Raw genomic sequence first — 17,310 nt, forward strand, 5'->3', positions numbered from 1 at the left:
GACACCCGGCCGCAGCAACCAGTGCGGACTTGGCAACGGTTTCAATCCACGCTCTCGTACGGAGAGCGACGTTCCCGACGATGGAACATGATTTCGACATACCTGTTTCAATCCACGCTCTCGTACGGAGAGCGACGGCATTGATGGCATCCTCATTGCCCATCAACTGGTGTTTCAATCCACGCTCTCGTACGGAGAGCGACCAGCAGCCGGGTTGCGCCCGGCGGCGGCGCTGCGGTTTCAATCCACGCTCTCGTACGGAGAGCGACGGATTGCCCCAGGACGGCGAATAGCCCTTCACGCCGTTTCAATCCACGCTCTCGTACGGAGAGCGACGCCCGGGTCAGACTCGGCAGCCGGCCACAGCGCATCGTTTCAATCCACGCTCTCGTACGGAGAGCGACCCTTGAGGGGAGCCCTTGAGAGAACTGGAGCGATGTTTCAATCCACGCTCTCGTACGGAGAGCGACCAGCGATGGCGCTCTCTCTGGCTGCATGCGACGAGTTTCAATCCACGCTCTCGTACGGAGAGCGACGAGCTCTCCCCTGTTTTCCGGGCGCTGGTGCGACGTTTCAATCCACGCTCTCGTACGGAGAGCGACCATAGTGGTCCAGACCTTCCATGCGGTTCTGATAGTTTCAATCCACGCTCTCGTACGGAGAGCGACGTGTATGATACTGCCCGCGCTGTGCAGGTGTTGGGTGTTTCAATCCACGCTCTCGTACGGAGAGCGACACCCTTTATGCTATCATCTTGTTCGGTCTTATAAAAACGGAACATTTGCGCGAAATGCATGGCGGTTAGTCCCCTGGCGAGACGGGCGAGCGCGTTCATATCAGTAAAGCATTGATCGCAAAAAGTATTCCGGCCGCGCGAACCGACCCGGTCCGGCGTGATCGCTTGTGGTTCGCGCGCACTTCAGAACAGCAGCGGCCCGTCCAGGTCCAGAACGGGCTTGGCCCCGACATGCTCGATCCGCTGCCTGCCCTTCGCCCCAAGCTGATAGAAGCGCAGGCTGTCCTTCGCCGTATCGGCCTCCGCAATCAGGCGGGCACGCAGTTCCGCCCAGCGTGCCGGGTCGACATCGCATTCGAAGACGGAATGCTGCACGCGCTGCCCGAAATCGAGACAGGCGCGCGCCACCCGCCGCAACCGACGCCGGCCTGCTGCATCTTCGGTATTTACGTCATAGGTGATCAGGACAAGCATCGGTCATTTCCAGATGAAGGCGGGGTATCCGTCCAGTTCCCCTCGCAAATGCCGCGCCAGCAGCAGGGACTGAAGATGGGCGACCAGCCCGAATGTCACCGATTCCTCCAGGAAAGGATGGCGGATTTCGTCCTTCTTGCGATCTTGCCACGCGACCAGGACCGCCTTGCGCGCGTCCTCGGTCATCAGGACCGCGCCGCCGTCGCTGACGGTAAAATCATCCGCGGCGACCTGTCGCCGGTTGATCAGGCTCAGCGCCAGTCGGTCGGCCAGGACCGGCCGCAATTCCTCCATAAGGTCCAAGGCCAGGCTGCTGCGCCCCGGCCGGTCCGCATGTAGAAACCCGACCTGTGGGTCGAGCCCGACGCTTTCCAGCGCCGACCGGCAATCATGGCCCAGAACGGCATAAAGGAAAGACAGAAGGGCGTTGACCCGATCCAGCGGCGGTCGGCGGGTGCGGCCGGCGAAGACGAACGCGCTGTCCTCGACACGGATCAATTGATTGAATGCGCCGAAATAGACCTGGGCGGCTTCGCCCTCGATCCCGCGTGCCGTATCGATATCCGGCGCCTGTGCGACACGCCGGACGACGTTGGTCAGGCGCTGTTCGGCATCCTGCAACTGCGCTTGCGCATCAGGCGCCAAGGCTGCCCCGTGGTCGCGCAACGCTCGGCGCAGGACCGTCCGCTGGTTGGCCGCTTTGGCGGCAATGATATTGCGCACGATGGCCAGGGCACGTGCGCTGTCATCGGCAGCACGGTACTGCGTGCGACGCAGCAGCACGTTGCCGCTGCGCGCTCCCTCGGCGCGCGCCAGAAAACGGCCCTGCGGCGAAAGCCATGACAGGGTGATGTTCGCTTCGGCGCACGCGCCCATCAGGGCGGGCGACGCCCCGGCATGTCCGAAACAGATGATGCCGTCCAGCAGATGCAGCGGCGCACGGCCGCGCTCTCGGCCTTCCACCTCCACGACGACATTGGCGCCGTCCTTGCGCAGCCAGGCATTCTCGGTCGTGACGTAAATGGTATTGAGATGGCGGCGCACGGATGCTTATCCTTCCTCGTCCAGGCGCGATGCCAGCCAGCGTGCGATCGCGGGTGGCCGCTCCAGCCGGCGCGGCTGGCACGCATGCACCAGCGAACATTTCTTGCAGGCCGGCCGATATTCGGGACGCGGCGTTTCCTGCCCGGCGATCATCGCCCGCACGTCCCGCGCCACGCAGGCAGTCAGACGGCGCAATGCGTCGTCGAAGACCACGATGGTGCGGCGGCGCGGCTGGCCATAGAACAGCGCGCCTTCGGGCACCGGCCGTCCGAACATATCCTCCAGGCACAGCGCCTGTGCGCAAAGCTGGACCTCGTCGGCACGATGGGTCTTGGGGCGTCCGCGCTTGTATTCGACAGGATAGGGGATCGCATCGGTGCCCTTGCCGTGGAACTCCACCGCGTCGGCCTTGCCGAACACGCCCAGCGCCAACGAACGGATGACCAGCGACCGGACGGTGCGCACGTCCCGCCGCCGGTCGGGCCGCCCATCATCCACACGCTCGTGCAGGATGCGCCCTTCGGCGGTCGCACCATCCTCGGCCCAGATCCGTTCGACATGAATCAACGCACATTGCCGGGGGCAGAACAGATAATGCTGCAAGGCCGAGAGCGGGATGAGCGCATCCTCGGCCGCGCCATCCGGTGGCGGACGCATCCGCATCCTACCGTTCGATGATCTCGACCCCGTCGGGTGCGCCGTCATGGTTGACGACGATTTCGTAATCGTCCCACGACCGGGCGGGCGGCCAGTTGTCGATGGCAGGGCTGCCGACCGGATGCGTGGCGCCCTGATGGGCGCGCAGCACCGTCACTCGATCGAACAGATCCTGCGCCCGCGCATTGCCCAGGGCGGAGGCATGGCGGAAAATGACCAGCTTGCGCGCCGACATTTCACCCCGCGCGGCCGATCGGTCATGATCGAACATGCCCAGCAGCGCATCCCACAGCAAGTCCAGGTCGCTGTCGGAAAAACCGGTTCCCTTGACAGGATGGGACGCGAGCGGTGCCGAGACATAGCCATGCATGCGATACAGTCCGTACGGCACGATATGCTTGCGCCCCATCGTGCGGCCGCCCTTGCTTTCCGCATCACTCTCGGTCGTGGCGGCCAGCCGGGTGATGGAGATCTCCAGCGGCAGGACCGGTTCGACCGACCGCGCGAAGGAAAACTGCACCGGCCCGCGCACCTGCCCCGCATTCACGCCGGTCGTCATCACAGCACCGAAGGTCCGGATATCCCAGAAATTGGCGCACATCCAGCGCGTCAGCCCACGGGATTTCGCTTCATCCTTAGGCAGTTTATTGAAATCGCTGGTGGCCTCGGGCATGACGGCCGACCAGGCGCGCTTGTGCTGGTTGTTCAGCGTCGCGCCCTCGCTCATATAGATCTCGAAGCCCTGCATGTCCGGGCGCGCCAGCGTGATGTAATTGCGCACCTTGCGCTTCAGCGCGACATCCGACACCAGGCCCTGATTGGTTTCCGGGTCCAGTCGCGGCATGTTGCCGGCATCCGGGTCGCCGTTAGGATTGCCGTTGCTGACGTCGAAGAACAGGATGAATTCGTGGCGGTTCTGCATCGTTATGGTCTCACTCTTCGGTTTCTGCAGTATCGGCGGCGTCCGGCGCATCCTGGTCCGCCACGGCGCCGGCGGGGCCGCCGATCCGCTCCCGACGCTGGTGGTAATAGCCGATGGCGAATTCGGCCTGGTGTTCCAGCGGCAGCGATCGCGGCAGCGACAGCGGCCCGGCCGGGATGATCCGGCCGAAGATCTCTTCCAATTCCTTCTCGATCACCGCCGCCCAGCCGGGTTTCTTCTTGCGGACATTGGCCAGGTGATTCTGTCCGTTTCTAATGATAACGGCAAAGATTCCAGCCGGCGTGGCCGAGGCTGCGCCGAAATACCGGTCGCGCATCGACGCCTTCACGCCCGGACCCAGCGCGGCGCGCTGCGCGAGTTCGTAGACGGCGAACAGCCGTCCCAGTTGGTACCCGATATTGGGATAGTCACGGTCGAGACTCACGGGAATGTCTCCTTTGTCTGAACGGTTCGCGCCGCGCCGCGCGCGCCGCAATACGGCGCGCAGCACGGCGGCGTGCCAGCCGGTCGCCGGGTCGTCGCCCGCGCGCAGACGCATGAGCGTGGCGGCCAGCCATGATCGCGGATAGGGGCTTCCGGCCAGGATCGCGCGCAGGACCTCGCCGGCCAGCAGGGGCGGGATGTTCTCGAACTTCTCCTGCAACGCCACGGTCTTCGCCAGCAGCAGGTTGACGTCCGGCGGCCGTGCCCAGGGCGACGGCTCCATGCGCATGTCGTCATAATGCGCGGCCAGCCGTCGGGCGAACGCGTCCAGACTGTCCGACTGCCAGAACCGGACCGACAGCCGCGCCGCGTTCGGCGACAGTCCCAGCACGTGAAAGCGCGTGCCTGGCTGAATGTCGGGGCGCAATTGCGACAGCGGCAACCCGCGCGCCACCGCGTCCAGTTCGTCGCCGATCGCGCGCGCCGCGCCTGCATCGGCGACCGATGGATGCAGCGCCTCCTGGAACCAGTCATCGGCGTTCCGTGCCGCCTGCGGGTCGTCCGCTTCGGCCCAGAACACGACCGTCGCATCCCCCACCGGCCGCCGGACGCGGTTGGGCCCGTTGCGGGTCAGCAGCCGGTTCAGCGCCGCGCCATAGCGAAAGGCCGCGCCCTCCGATGTCGGCGCATTGTCCCCCTGCTTGTGATCATAGGAACAGAACGCATCCAGATTGAACGAGACCAGGCTGGCCCCGGCCGTCTGCGCGCCGTCCACGCCCTTGATCGAAGGGTGCAAGCGCGCGGGCATCGCCCGCTCGCCGGTCACCAGGCAGAAAACCGTCCGCGTGTCGGCCGTCTCACGCACCCGCTCGGCCAGGCGCCGGGCGGCGGGGCGGCGATGCAGGTAATCATCGTCGCCGTCCAGGCGAAACACGATATTGGCATCCAGCATCTCGGACCGAAAGGGTTCCGCATTGAACCGATCCGGCTGCCAGTTCTCCAGGAAACGCAGAAACGCGACCAGGCCCGCATCGTTGGTGCCGTTCAGTTGCGCCTGGTGGAACGCCACGAACGCCGCATGCTCCTGCGCCGTCCGCTTGCCGGTGCCAGCCGTTCGGCTCAGCGTATAGGATGTTTTGTCCCACAGGAAATTGGGTGCGATGCCGACGGTACGCTTGATCGACGCCGGCACCGGCAGCAGCCGGGGCGCCGGCTTCTTGCCGTTTCGGTCATGGCAGTCCAATACGTCCACGACCTGTCCGTCACGGTCGATGATGATGCACCAGCCGATCTTCTCCAGGCTCCAGCCCGGTTCTTCGGCATCGTCCATCCGGTTGTAATACCCGACCAGCGCTTCCAGCGGGCCGGGGCGATGTGCGGCCATCATGCGGCCAGGTCCGGACTATCGGCGGCAGGCACCGTCAGCACGCCGTCTTCCATCTTGGCGCGGAAGAAGCGCGCGGTGCAGCCGTCGGCGAAATCGATGTCGTGCAGCATCCATCCCAGATCGACCGAGCCGGCCGGGTGGTCCGACGCGGGCAGTGGCGCGCCCTCGGGCAGCAGGGCGAATTCCGCAGGGAACTCGCGCGTGCCCAGGCACGGGCGGTGGAAACATTGCCCCTGCGCGGCGCGCCGGTTGAACATGCTGATATGCTTGGCCGGCGTATCGCCGGACCCCGCCTTTTCTGTCATCGTGAAATGAGCCTCGATGACATAGGCGACATCGATCAGGATGGTTGCCGCGCGCTGCTGGCGATGATCATCGACATTCAGGCCCAGCCCGTCGGTCCGGCCCGCCGCCATGCCGCGCGCCGCAAGCGCGGCGCTGGCCTTGGCGCCGACTTCGTTGCGGCGCAAGGACTGGAACCGGATCGGCTTCAGAACATGAATGCGATCGATATGCCAGCGAATTGCCGGCTTCCAATGGATGGCTTCAAGTATTCCCCGCGCGGCCGAGGGGGGCGGCACGTCATACGACACTCTTTCAGACTTGAGCTCTGGCCTGGTGAAGCAGGCCCGTTCGCCCCAGACATGCAGTCGCACTCCCATGGGATGCCTTTCTCCTGGACGTCGCTTGTTTTGATAAATAAAACGATCAATGGGGCTTTGTCAAGCGATGAGTCATACTGACTCAATCGTCACAAGGAAGGAAGATTGTCTTGCGCGCGGGATGCCACCGGGCTTGTCTCGCCGCGGGTCAATGGAGCAGAAATGTCTTGTCGGAAGAAAAATTTTGGCAAGATTGTAATCCGCGTGAAAATCGGTGGAAGAGCTGACATGCGGATCGTGGTCGAGGTAGAACCTCCATAGTCGCCGCATAGCGGCGTGGGTTGAAATCTTCCGTGTGAAGAATGTGACACTTATGGCGGGTGATTTCCGGTCCAAACGGACCGGAAATCGCTGACTACCACACATTGTTTTCGGAATGACGGAAGGTCGGGTCGTCAAGTTTCAGGCCCAGCCTGTCATCGTACAGATCCAGCGCGCCGGGATCGAGACAGACGAACCGGTCTCCATAGTCCTGCGCTCGGATCGGCTGCACGGCACCAGCGGCCAGCAGCACCCGGCGCGTCTGTGCCGGAACGGGCACGCTATATTGCTGCAGCCGCCGCATCGTGCCGCCGGGCAGCACCGGCGCATGTTCCAGCGCGTGCAGGACGCGCCGGGCGGTCTCGTCCCATGGGATGATCACCTCTTCCATGACCGTGTCGATCATGCGAAAGGCTTGGTCGATCTGCGCGAAGGGAAAATCACGTCCCTGCGCCGCGTGTGCGACGGCCGGCAGGATGGGGAAAACCCGGCCATCGATCCGGGCCGCATCCATTCCCTCATAGCGCAGTTGAAAATAGAGTTCCCGGAAATAGGCATGCACGGCCTCCAGCCCCAGCACATCCAGGCCCCGGTGCAGGATGGGCCGCGTCGCCTGCCAGAATGGCTCCAGCGCCGGCATGATCCGGCGCTTCGACGCATCGTCGGGGTCCGGCGCCTCGAACACCACCACGCGGCCCAAGCCTGCCAGGCGCCCCTCGCGATTGCAGCGCCCGGCGGCCTGTGCGATGGAGGCCAATCCCGCCGCAGCCCGCCATACCTCGGGAAAATCGACATCCACCCCGGCTTCGATCAAGCTGGTCGATACCAGGCGCACCGGCTGCCCGGCCGTCAGGTCCTGACGAATTTCCTCCAGAATCGCGCGGCGATGCGCCGGACACATCAGGGTCGTCAGATGGCGTGCCCCGGGCATGGCGCCGATGCGGGTAAATAATTCCTGCGCATGAGCCCGCGTATTGACGATGCACAGCATCTGGTCGCGCTCCGCGAAACGGTCCGCGATGTCCTGGTCCGAAACCGGCTCCTGCCGCCATTCGACCGAAACCCGCTTCAGCGCCGTATAAAGACCGGCCGGATCGGGGGCCAGTTCGCGCGTGTCGTCGATGTCCAGCCCTTCGCGATGCCCGCGCGGCGCAGGCGGCAATGCTTCGTCCTGCCGTCGCAGCGCCGACTGCGTGGCGGTGCACAAAACGATGCTGGTCCGGTAATTGCGGGCCAGTTCGTCCAGGGCCGCCATGCACGGGCGCAATAGATGGACCGGCAGCGACTGCACCTCGTCCAGCACCACGACGCTTTGGGCGATGTTGTGCAGTTTCCGCGCCCGGCTGCCGCGCGCGGCGAACAGCGATTCGAAAAATTGCACGCTGGTGGTGACGATGATCGGCGCGTCCCAGTTCTCGGCATCGCGGCGCAGTTTGCTCAGCCCGTCCGCGCCCTCTTCCTCGCTGTCATTCTCGCTGCCCGGCTGGCGTCTGTCCCAATCGAAGCTGGCGTGATGCTCCAGAATATCGTCCGGCGTGCCCAGAGCCGCGCGGAACACCGCCGCCGTCTGTTCGATGATCGAGGTGAAGGGAATGACATAGATGACACGGCGCATGCCGTGCCGCGCCGCATGTTCCAGCGCGAACTGCAGTGACGTCAGCGTCTTGCCACCGCCGGTCGGCACCGTCAGCGTGAACAGCCCCGGCGCCAGAGCGGCCTTGCCGACAGCATGGTCCAGAATGGCGCCCCGCAACCGGTTCAGGGGCGTGTCGTCGCGGCGCCGCGTTCGCATGTGGCCGCGTATGGCGTCCAGGTGCGCGGGCCGCAGTGTGCCGCCGCGCGCTGGCGGCGGCTCCTGCGCCGCCGTGGCATAAAAACGCTCGGTCGCGATGAAGTCGGCATCCGTCAGGCAGGAAAATAGCATGCGGGTAAAGAAGGCGACGGTAAAACCGGGATAATCCGGATTGGCGGCCGGCGGCCGCAAGGCCCTCAGGTCCTGCGGGCTCGGCAGGGTCGGGCAGACCGATTGCCAGTCCCCAATGGGTTCGATGTCGTAAACCCCGCTATCCAGGCGTTCCTTCAGCGTGCGGTTTTTTCCGCCATGCCCGGCACCGTCCATCAGACCGCTGTGGTGGCCGGCAATGGCAAAGGCCAGCAGCCGCCCCAGGGCGCCATACAATTCGACGGCCACGCGGGCGCCGGCCGTGCTGTGGTCGGGGCCGCGCGCGCCCGCCATTCGGATATAATGCTGATACGCGGCCGAACATTTCCCGATATCGTGCAACAACCCGACCACTCGGCCAAACAATGCGGCGCCGAACGGCGTGGCGAACGATTCCGCCAGGCCGCCGACATCAGCCAGATGGTCGATCAACGGTTCCCACCGTCGTGGGTCCGGGTCATCGGGTAGCGAATGCGCGAACAGGTCCATGTATCGCAGGATGAAGGCATCTACCCGGGTTGGCGATGCGCCAGATCAACGCGCCGTACGTTTTCTCGGCGGAGTTGCATAAATTTTATGTGAAGATTCAGTCACACCCGCCGCAGCATCCATTTCGCTGATCCGGCTTTGCCTAGATCTCCACCTGGGCCGGCATGATAGCCTCTGCCTTAATCCACTAACGTCTGGTTTCACCCCACGCTTCCGCGAAGAGCGGCCGAATGGTAGTCAGCGGGCCTGGGACCTGTTCGTGTTTCAATCCACGCTCCCGCGCGGGGAGCGACCACCCGTAAATGCTTTGCGCGTCGTCTCCGACCGCGTTTCAATCCACGCTCCCGCGCGGGGAGCGACATGTCCGCATGGCGGGTTATACGGGATTGGGGGGTTTCAATCCACGCTCCCGCGCGGGGAGCGACAGCGGTCGGCAAGTCGCCGGCATCCTGAAAAACGGTTTCAATCCACGCTCCCGCGCGGGGAGCGACCTGTGGTCAGGCGGCACAGCCAGGTATTCTTCTGGTTTCAATCCACGCTCCCGCGCGGGGAGCGACCAATGCGCTCGCGCATTTCGCGGGCAGCCTTATTGTTTCAATCCACGCTCCCGCGCGGGGAGCGACCGCAGCGGCGACGACACGGTCCTGGCGGGCAGAGTTTCAATCCACGCTCCCGCGCGGGGAGCGACCACTCTGGGTGACGGCAGGGACAACGGTCACGGCGTTTCAATCCACGCTCCCGCGCGGGGAGCGACTCGCGACGGACCCACCCGAAGACGTTGACCAGGCAGTTTCAATCCACGCTCCCGCGCGGGGAGCGACGCCTCGCACAGCGCTTCGAGGGCGATCGTGTCTGTTTCAATCCACGCTCCCGCGCGGGGAGCGACGGCGGGACCGGCCCCATCTCGGCTGAGCCGATCGTGTTTCAATCCACGCTCCCGCGCGGGGAGCGACGTCGGCCAGCCCGGCATCCACGCCGTTCTGTCCGAGTTTCAATCCACGCTCCCGCGCGGGGAGCGACCCACGAATGATCGAGACACGATGAGACAAAACGAGTTTCAATCCACGCTCCCGCGCGGGGAGCGACTCCTGATCCGCGAATTGACGCCACAGCCGGGTTGCCGTTTCAATCCACGCTCCCGCGCGGGGAGCGACAACACAAACGCCCTTATGCCGACGCCGATCCAGAGGTTTCAATCCACGCTCCCGCGCGGGGAGCGACGGATACGGCGGGCTGTCGAATCGACGCATAAAGCGTTTCAATCCACGCTCCCGCGCGGGGAGCGACCTGCCGGGCTTGATCACCTCGGCATGCAAATGGTTGTTTCAATCCACGCTCCCGCGCGGGGAGCGACTGCCCGAGAACCCGGCCTGCGCGCCGTAGCCCGAGTTTCAATCCACGCTCCCGCGCGGGGAGCGACCGGGAACGTGCAATAACCTGGGCTACCGCCACCGGTTTCAATCCACGCTCCCGCGCGGGGAGCGACGAAGGCAGGGCATTGGGCATACTCGTATGCCTCTGTTTCAATCCACGCTCCCGCGCGGGGAGCGACTCCGGATTTGCCCATCAGAGCGCGCAGGAGGGCGGTGTTTCAATCCACGCTCCCGCGCGGGGAGCGACCCCACCCTCACCATGCGTACCCCGGCAAGAGCGACGTTTCAATCCACGCTCCCGCGCGGGGAGCGACAAAGGTCATCCGCGCCATCGGCACGCCTGTCGAGGTTTCAATCCACGCTCCCGCGCGGGGAGCGACCCTTGGACAATCGCCTTCTCAATCCCTCCAGGAGAGGTTTCAATCCACGCTCCCGCGCGGGGAGCGACCTGTCGTTCCCAGAGCCAATGTTTGGGGTGCGCAGTTTCAATCCACGCTCCCGCGCGGGGAGCGACTGGTTCGGCGTTGCTTGCAGTTGCCGATAGAGCGTTTCAATCCACGCTCCCGCGCGGGGAGCGACAAGACCCCACGATCGGCGTGCGCCGCCTCAAGGAGTTTCAATCCACGCTCCCGCGCGGGGAGCGACCTTGCACTGCGCCAGATCGGCGTCGGGTCAATAGGTTTCAATCCACGCTCCCGCGCGGGGAGCGACGTTCAGCGTATTGCCGATCTTCGCACCCTGTTTGGCGTTTCAATCCACGCTCCCGCGCGGGGAGCGACGTTCGTGCGGCCGATCGAGTTGGCGATGCGATCGTGTTTCAATCCACGCTCCCGCGCGGGGAGCGACGCGTCCTCGCGAGCAGTGCTCGGTGCCGGAGAAGGTTTCAATCCACGCTCCCGCGCGGGGAGCGACTCCATCATAATGGCGACCGCGTCGCTGCCGCCCGAGTTTCAATCCACGCTCCCGCGCGGGGAGCGACCGCGCTGAGCCATGATCTGCGCATCAATGGCGCGTTTCAATCCACGCTCCCGCGCGGGGAGCGACGCGTCGGCGTCGTGATGACGCCCGATATCGCTTGGTTTCAATCCACGCTCCCGCGCGGGGAGCGACATTCCGGTATTTCCCGTATCGAAATCAGACGCCGAGTTTCAATCCACGCTCCCGCGCGGGGAGCGACTTCTGGACGAGAACCTGCGGCGATATGGCAATCCGGTTTCAATCCACGCTCCCGCGCGGGGAGCGACTAGCGTCGGCGTCGTGATGACGCCCGATATCGCTTGGTTTCAATCCACGCTCCCGCGCGGGGAGCGACCATTTTCTGGACCAAGCTTTGCGAGGGGATGCCGAGTTTCAATCCACGCTCCCGCGCGGGGAGCGACGGACGATCTACGCGACGCCAGGTTCCAGTATAAGTTTCAATCCACGCTCCCGCGCGGGGAGCGACCGGTCTGGTTCTTACCAGTTTGACTATTTCGCCGAGTTTCAATCCACGCTCCCGCGCGGGGAGCGACGGTTGAGCACAAAGCGGGCGAGCAGGCCGGGACGGTTTCAATCCACGCTCCCGCGCGGGGAGCGACGATAATCACCCCAGAACTGGGCGATCAGGCGCCGGTTTCAATCCACGCTCCCGCGCGGGGAGCGACCATCTATCCTGGCCTGGGGTCTGGGCCACACGATGTTTCAATCCACGCTCCCGCGCGGGGAGCGACAGGGTGTAGAGCCACGCTCGGCGGGTCATGCTGGTTTCAATCCACGCTCCCGCGCGGGGAGCGACGCCCTACCAGCTATCATATTGCCTTACCAAGGAAAAACCCTTCTATTCCGCGAACGTTCGGCCGGATTGCCGGCGGCGGAAGGAAACGGGTTGGGTGCTCTCGGCCAAGCTGTTGGTTCGTATGCGTTTTAGCCGTGCGCGAACCGGCCGGGTTTTTTCCGACAGCTTATGGTTCGCGCGCCGGGATGGCGGTGGGATCTGGTCTCCCGACCGGCCTAGTGACGATGCAGCATCGGCCCCAGCGCGGCGCCGCCGAACAGGTGGATGTGGAAATGCGGCACTTCCTGACCGGCCGCCACCCCCATGTTCGACAATAGGCGATACCCCGCATCCTCCAGTCCCAGCAGCGAAGCTACCTGCCCTACCGCACGGGTAAAGCCCGCGATCTCGGCATCGCTGGCCGTGCTGCTGAAATCCGCGAAGGAGACATACGCCCCCTTGGGAATAATCAGCACATGCACCGGTGCCTTCGGCGCGATGTCATGAAACGCCAGGGCATGGTCGTTTTCATAGATTTTCCGGCACGGGATTTCCCCGCGCAGGATCTTGGCGAAGATATTCTGCGGATCGTACGGACCCCGTCCCGAAACGGCCATGGACATCTCTCCTCGTTTATGGCGGCTCACGATCAAGGCGGCCCTGCGTCGCGCGGGGGCGTATGCCAGTCCGGCGTCAGCCCGCCAGCGGGTCATGGGGGCGGGCGGCCTTCTCGGCAATGCCGCTCACGCCCTCGCGGCGTTGCAGTTCGGCCCAGATTTCTTCCGGCTGCACCGCGGCATCCACCCACATGACGATCAGGTGGTACAGCACATCTGCGCTTTCGCCCACCAGTTCGTCGCGGTTGCCGGCCACGGCCTCGATCAGACACTCGACGGCTTCCTCGCCGAATTTCTGTGCGATCTTGCGCCGCCCACGGGCCAGCAGCCGCGCGGAATGACTCAGCGACGGATCGGTCCCGCGGCGCGCGGTGACCACGGCGAACAGCCGGTCCAGTACGTCGGACGTGGCTTGCGGCGCGGCCGGCAGCGGCGTCGGCACAATGGTGTGCTTGGTGCTCTTGCCCGGGGTCGTCGCGCTCTTCTTGGCGGATGCCTTCTTGCCGGCGGCCTTGGCGCCGTCGGTCTTGTCCAGGGACTTGGGGGTTGGAGACTTTGGGCCCCGGGTCTTGGGACGCAGGGTCTTGGGGGTCTTCGGCATCGTGCTCTCTGGCTCGGGGGTCCGGCGCGGCTTACGCCGTATGATCGGGCTGGATGTGGCGCACCGGCAGGCCGGCTTCGGCCAGCGCCTGCTTGACCTGCGGAATGGCGAACTGGCCGAAATGGAACACGCTGGCCGCCAGCAGCCCGGTCGCCCCGGCACGCGCGCCCTCGACGAAATGCGCCAGCGTGCCCACACCGCCCGACGCCACGATCGGCACCCGCACCGAAGCGCAGGCCGTGCGCAGCAAATCCAGGTCGAATCCGCTGCCGGTGCCGTCGCGGTCCATGCTGGTCAGCAGGATCTCGCCCGCGCCGCGTTCGGCCACCTCGCGGCACCAATCGATCACATTGCGTCCCGTGGGGGTGCGCCCGCCATGGGTATAGACTTCCCACGACCCATGCCCGTCCGACCGCGCGTCGATCGCCACCACCACGCACTGGCTGCCGAATTTCCGCGCGGCCTCGTTCACCAGCTCGGGCCGGTTGACCGCGGCGGAATTCATCGCGCATTTGTCGGCGCCGGCCAGCAGCAGCCGCCGCATGTCGTCGGTGGTGCGCACCCCACCCCCCACCGTCAGCGGCAGAAAGATCCGCTCGGCCGTGCGGCTGACCACGTCCAGAATCGTGTCGCGGTTCTCATGGCTGGCGGTGATGTCCAGGAATGTCAGCTCGTCTGCGCCCGCCGCGTCATAAACGGCCGCCTGTTCGACGGGATCGCCCGCATCGCGCAGCGCGACGAAATTGACCCCCTTCACCACCCGGCCGTTCTTGACGTCCAGGCAGGGTATGACCCGCAATTTCAGCATCAGGACAGAACCCGCAGCGCGTCCGCCGGGTCAACCCTGCCGTCATACAGGGCCCGGCCGACGATCACGCCTTCGATTCCCGGTGCGTGCACGGTCGCGACCCGCAAGGTGCGCAGATGCTCCACCGTCCCGACTCCGCCGCTGGCAATGACCGGGATCGACAGCGCATTCGCCAGTTCGGCGGTCTGAGCGATGTCGATGCCCGTCAGCATGCCGTCGCGGCTGATCTCGGTGAAGATAATCGCGGCGACCCCGGCATCTTCCATCCGGCGGCCCAGTTCGATCGCCTTCATGTTCGACGTCTCGGCCCAGCCCTCGGTCGCCACCTGGCCCGACCGTGCGTCGATCCCGGCCACGATCCGTCCGGGAAAGGCCCGGCAGGCCTCGCGCACCAACTCCGGATTCTTGACCGCGACGCTGCCCAGGATTACCCGGGTCACGCCGGCGGCCAGCCAGCGCTCGATGCTTGCCATGTCACGCAGCCCGCCGCCCAGTTGCACCGGCACGGTGGCGTTGGCGATGATCGCCTCGACCGCCGGCGCGTTGGCCGATCGCCCGGCGAACGCGCCGTTCAGGTCCACGACATGCAGCCACCTGCACCCGGACTGCGCCCAGACCCGGGCCTGCGCGCCCGGATCGTCGGAATAGATTGTGGCATCGTCCATCTCGCCCCGGCGCAGGCGCACGCAGGCCCCGTCCTTCAGGTCGATGGCGGGATAGAGGGTCAGGCTGTGTCCGGTCACGCTGGCGGGTCCCGTGGCAGGAATGGGGATGCTGGCCGCCCGCGGATGGGCGGGCACGACACGCTCATTCTCCTGCAGGCGTTTGGTGAAGAACAGGCCGCGCACCGTGCGCCCGCCCGCGCGGGCATAACTGGGATGCGTGCCCCAGTGATGAAAGCCGAAGCCGCGAAACAGCCGGATGGCGGCCTCCTGCGTCTCGCGCACATCCAGGTTCAGGATCTGGTACCCCATCGCCCGCGCGCACTGCTCGGCCTCCAGCAGCAACAGCCGGCCCAGCCCATGTCCGCGGGCATAGGGCGCGACATAAAGATGCATCAGCGTGGCGCTCATCGCCTGCGCTTCGTTGTTGCGCGGCGGCCGCACCAGTTGCGCCGCCCCGACGATGATGCCGTCCAGCCGGGCGACGAACAGCATGCGTTCCGGCACCATCAGCAGGCCACGGAAATAGCGCTCCAGCGCCTGCCGCCCGGGCACGTTCAGCCAGCCGAACCCGCCGCCGTCCAGGATCGCGGCATCCGTCGCCTCGCACAGCGCCTGCATGTCGTCGTCATGCAGTTCCTGCACCCGTTCGGCGCGCACGCGGCCCGCCATCGGGACGCCGATCTCGTTCATGCGCGCACCTCTTGCGGGGCGGGCGCCCAGCGCAGGAAGTTCGCCAGAATGCGCAGCCCGACCGCCTGGCTCTTCTCGACATGGAACTGCGTGCCGGCCCGGTGCCCCCGTGCGACGATGGCCGGCACCGCGCCGCCATACTCGGTCGTTGCCACCAGTTCCCCGGCCACTCCGTCGCGCAGGGCATAGGAATGCACGAAATAGCCGTGGGCGTCGGGCGCCAGCCCATCAGTCAGCGGATGCGCGCCCGGCGTGAAATCCAGCTTGTTCCACCCCATTTGCGGCAGGCGCAGCCCGGGCGCCTCCATCGCGGCGATTTCGCCGGCGATCCAGCCGAATCCGGGGGTGATCGCGTGTTCCAGTCCGCGCGTGGCCATCAATTGCATGCCCACGCAAATACCCAGGAACGGCGTGCCGCGATCCGTCGCGTCGATGATCGCCTGCCGCAGGCCGGGCACGGCCTCCAGCCCGGCCGCGCAATCGGCGAACGCTCCCTGTCCGGGCAGCACGATCCGGTCGGCATTGCGCACTGCCTGCGGGTCGGCGGTAATCGTCACCGCGGCGTCGATCCCGCTATCGGCGGCGGCGCGCGCCACCGCTCGCGCGGCCGACGCCAGGTTGCCGCCATTATAATCGATTACCACGATGGATTGGGGCGCGGGAACCCCCGCCCCGGGAGACCGGCTCTCGAATGCCATGCTCACGTCTCCGTGGCCGCCGCGCGCGGCACCATTGTCTGGGGATAGCGGTCCAGCAGACGCAGCATGGCCGCGTCGCGCCCCTTCGCCACGACGACCGGCCCGGCCGTCAGCCCGTTCAGCCGCAATTCCCAGGTCCGGATATCGGCGGCGCACAGCGCCAGTCCCAGATGGAGCCCCACCCACAGCGCGATGGCCGGCATCCCATGCCCGGCGACGGCCATCAGCACCAGACTGGCTGCCCCGGCCAGCAGGCCCGCGATCCAACTGCCCTGCAGCACCAGCCCCAGCCAGCCCAGCAGCAGCACCCGCCAGGACAGGCGCTCGCCTACCAGCACCGGCGGCCGGGCCCCCTGCGCCCGGAACCAGGAGGAATAGGTCGTCACAGCACGCCCTTGGTCGATGGGATCGCCCCGGCGGCGCGCGGATCGGCCTCGGCGGCCATGCGCAGCGCCCGCGCCGTCGCCTTGAACGACGCCTCGGCGATATGGTGGCAATTCCGGCCCGCCTTCTGCGTGACATGCAGGGTGATCATCGCGCTCATGGCGAAGGCGCGGAAGAATTCCTCGAACAGCTCGGTGTCCATCTCCCCGATCTTGTCGCGCGTGAAGTCCACCGACCAGGCCAGGTAGGGCCGGCCGGAAATATCCACCACCACCTCGCTCAGTGCCTCGTCCAGCGGGGCCAGCGCATGGCCGAACCGCCGGATGCCCCGCTTGTCGCCGATCGCCTTCGCAAAGGCCTGGCCCAGCGCAATGCCGGTATCCTCGGCCGTATGGTGGAAATCGATATGCAGGTCGCCCTTCGCCGCGATGTCCATGTCGAACATTCCATGCCGGGCCAGCGCCGTCAGCATATGGTCGAAGAAGCCGATTCCCGTCTCGATGCGGGATTGGCCGGTGCCGTCCAGATCCAGGCGAACCAGAATGTCGGTCTCGCCGGTGACGCGATGAATCGTGGCTGTGCGGGCTGTGTCCATGCCCGTTCTCCTACAGGAGTGGACCGCATTAGGCCACCATTCCTGTGGTCCGGATTGCCTTGCGGCGGGTTTCGCCCCGTGGCCATGCCCGATATTGGCTTTGCGGGG

Annotated in this window: 14 protein-coding genes and 2 CRISPR repeat arrays (1 of these 16 running past the window's edge); all 14 genes read right to left on the reverse strand. The window is 65.7% G+C overall.

Annotated elements, in window-relative coordinates:
- A CRISPR array of direct repeats spans window positions 1-736; the repeat unit is 32 nt; unit sequence GTTTCAATCCACGCTCTCGTACGGAGAGCGAC; it begins 757 nt to the left of the window's first position.
- A gap of 183 nt (window positions 737-919) precedes the next feature.
- Window positions 920-1,210, reverse strand: coding sequence for a CRISPR-associated endonuclease Cas2 (gene cas2, locus AAC691_RS15905; RefSeq protein WP_176639928.1), 291 nt, complete (start codon window positions 1,208-1,210; stop codon window positions 920-922).
- 3 nt (window positions 1,211-1,213) lie between these two features.
- Window positions 1,214-2,254: a type I-C CRISPR-associated endonuclease Cas1c gene (gene cas1c / locus AAC691_RS15910; RefSeq protein ID WP_176639927.1), complete on the reverse strand. Its 1,041-nt coding sequence runs from the start codon at window positions 2,252-2,254 to the stop codon at window positions 1,214-1,216.
- Between the two features lie 6 nt (window positions 2,255-2,260).
- Entirely contained in the window at window positions 2,261-2,911 is a 651-nt protein-coding gene (gene cas4, locus AAC691_RS15915; protein ID WP_176639926.1) for a CRISPR-associated protein Cas4, read from the reverse strand.
- Window positions 2,912-2,918: 7 nt separating this feature from the next.
- A complete protein-coding gene (cas7c, locus tag AAC691_RS15920) occupies window positions 2,919-3,833 on the reverse strand; it encodes a type I-C CRISPR-associated protein Cas7/Csd2 (RefSeq protein WP_176639925.1) in 915 nt (304 codons plus the stop codon).
- Between the two features lie 10 nt (window positions 3,834-3,843).
- On the reverse strand, window positions 3,844-5,664 hold the full coding sequence (gene cas8c / locus AAC691_RS15925; protein ID WP_342627621.1) for a type I-C CRISPR-associated protein Cas8c/Csd1: 1,821 nt from the start codon (window positions 5,662-5,664) through the stop codon (window positions 3,844-3,846).
- On the reverse strand, window positions 5,661-6,326 hold the full coding sequence (cas5c, locus tag AAC691_RS15930; protein ID WP_176639176.1) for a type I-C CRISPR-associated protein Cas5c: 666 nt from the start codon (window positions 6,324-6,326) through the stop codon (window positions 5,661-5,663). The genes cas8c and cas5c overlap by 4 nt, the downstream gene beginning before the upstream one ends.
- Window positions 6,327-6,681: 355 nt before the next feature.
- Window positions 6,682-8,961, reverse strand: a complete 2,280-nt coding sequence (locus AAC691_RS15935; RefSeq protein WP_246285382.1) for a CRISPR-associated endonuclease Cas3'' — start codon at window positions 8,959-8,961, stop codon at window positions 6,682-6,684.
- Between the two features lie 318 nt (window positions 8,962-9,279).
- A CRISPR array of direct repeats spans window positions 9,280-12,165; the repeat unit is 32 nt; unit sequence GTTTCAATCCACGCTCCCGCGCGGGGAGCGAC.
- A 215-nt stretch (window positions 12,166-12,380) separates the two neighbouring features.
- Window positions 12,381-12,761 (reverse strand): histidine triad nucleotide-binding protein, encoded by a 381-nt coding sequence (locus tag AAC691_RS15940; protein ID WP_176639178.1) that lies wholly within the window; start codon window positions 12,759-12,761, stop codon window positions 12,381-12,383.
- 76 nt (window positions 12,762-12,837) lie between these two features.
- Window positions 12,838-13,362, reverse strand: a complete 525-nt coding sequence (locus tag AAC691_RS15945; protein ID WP_246285383.1) for a phosphoribosyl-ATP diphosphatase — start codon at window positions 13,360-13,362, stop codon at window positions 12,838-12,840.
- Between the two features lie 31 nt (window positions 13,363-13,393).
- Window positions 13,394-14,170, reverse strand: coding sequence for an imidazole glycerol phosphate synthase subunit HisF (gene hisF / locus AAC691_RS15950; RefSeq protein ID WP_342627622.1), 777 nt, complete (start codon window positions 14,168-14,170; stop codon window positions 13,394-13,396).
- Window positions 14,170-15,525 carry a 1-(5-phosphoribosyl)-5-[(5-phosphoribosylamino)methylideneamino]imidazole-4-carboxamide isomerase gene (hisA, locus tag AAC691_RS15955; protein WP_342627623.1) on the reverse strand — a complete coding sequence of 452 codons (1,356 nt, stop codon included), beginning with the start codon at window positions 15,523-15,525 and terminating at the stop codon, window positions 14,170-14,172. The genes hisF and hisA overlap by 1 nt, the downstream gene beginning before the upstream one ends.
- Window positions 15,522-16,223 (reverse strand): imidazole glycerol phosphate synthase subunit HisH, encoded by a 702-nt coding sequence (gene hisH / locus AAC691_RS15960; protein ID WP_342627624.1) that lies wholly within the window; start codon window positions 16,221-16,223, stop codon window positions 15,522-15,524. Before hisH ends, hisA begins: the two co-directional genes overlap by 4 nt.
- Before the next feature lie 2 nt (window positions 16,224-16,225).
- Window positions 16,226-16,609 carry a hypothetical protein gene (locus AAC691_RS15965; RefSeq protein WP_176639181.1) on the reverse strand — a complete coding sequence of 128 codons (384 nt, stop codon included), beginning with the start codon at window positions 16,607-16,609 and terminating at the stop codon, window positions 16,226-16,228.
- Window positions 16,606-17,202 carry an imidazoleglycerol-phosphate dehydratase HisB gene (gene hisB / locus AAC691_RS15970; RefSeq protein ID WP_176639182.1) on the reverse strand — a complete coding sequence of 199 codons (597 nt, stop codon included), beginning with the start codon at window positions 17,200-17,202 and terminating at the stop codon, window positions 16,606-16,608. The genes AAC691_RS15965 and hisB overlap by 4 nt, the downstream gene beginning before the upstream one ends.
- Window positions 17,203-17,310 lie beyond the last annotated feature (108 nt).

The sequence above is a fragment of the Nguyenibacter vanlangensis genome, from assembly GCF_038719015.1.
Taxonomy (GTDB): domain Bacteria; phylum Pseudomonadota; class Alphaproteobacteria; order Acetobacterales; family Acetobacteraceae; genus Gluconacetobacter; species Gluconacetobacter vanlangensis.

What these genes read in the sequence shown, in the direction of transcription:
- cas2 (WP_176639928.1), bottom strand. Translation starts at nt 1,210, where the DNA reads ATGCTTGTCCTGATCACCTATGACGTAAATACCGAAGATGCAGCAGGC.
- cas4 (WP_176639926.1), bottom strand. Translation starts at nt 2,911, where the DNA reads ATGCGTCCGCCACCGGATGGCGCGGCCGAGGATGCGCTCATCCCGCTC.
- cas7c (WP_176639925.1), bottom strand. Translation starts at nt 3,833, where the DNA reads ATGCAGAACCGCCACGAATTCATCCTGTTCTTCGACGTCAGCAACGGC.
- cas8c (WP_342627621.1), bottom strand. Translation starts at nt 5,664, where the DNA reads ATGATGGCCGCACATCGCCCCGGCCCGCTGGAAGCGCTGGTCGGGTAT.
- cas5c (WP_176639176.1), bottom strand. Translation starts at nt 6,326, where the DNA reads ATGGGAGTGCGACTGCATGTCTGGGGCGAACGGGCCTGCTTCACCAGG.
- AAC691_RS15940 (WP_176639178.1), bottom strand. Translation starts at nt 12,761, where the DNA reads ATGGCCGTTTCGGGACGGGGTCCGTACGATCCGCAGAATATCTTCGCC.
- AAC691_RS15945 (WP_246285383.1), bottom strand. Translation starts at nt 13,362, where the DNA reads ATGCCGAAGACCCCCAAGACCCTGCGTCCCAAGACCCGGGGCCCAAAG.
- hisF (WP_342627622.1), bottom strand. Translation starts at nt 14,170, where the DNA reads ATGCTGAAATTGCGGGTCATACCCTGCCTGGACGTCAAGAACGGCCGG.
- hisA (WP_342627623.1), bottom strand. Translation starts at nt 15,525, where the DNA reads ATGAACGAGATCGGCGTCCCGATGGCGGGCCGCGTGCGCGCCGAACGG.
- hisH (WP_342627624.1), bottom strand. Translation starts at nt 16,223, where the DNA reads ATGGCATTCGAGAGCCGGTCTCCCGGGGCGGGGGTTCCCGCGCCCCAA.
- hisB (WP_176639182.1), bottom strand. Translation starts at nt 17,202, where the DNA reads ATGGACACAGCCCGCACAGCCACGATTCATCGCGTCACCGGCGAGACC.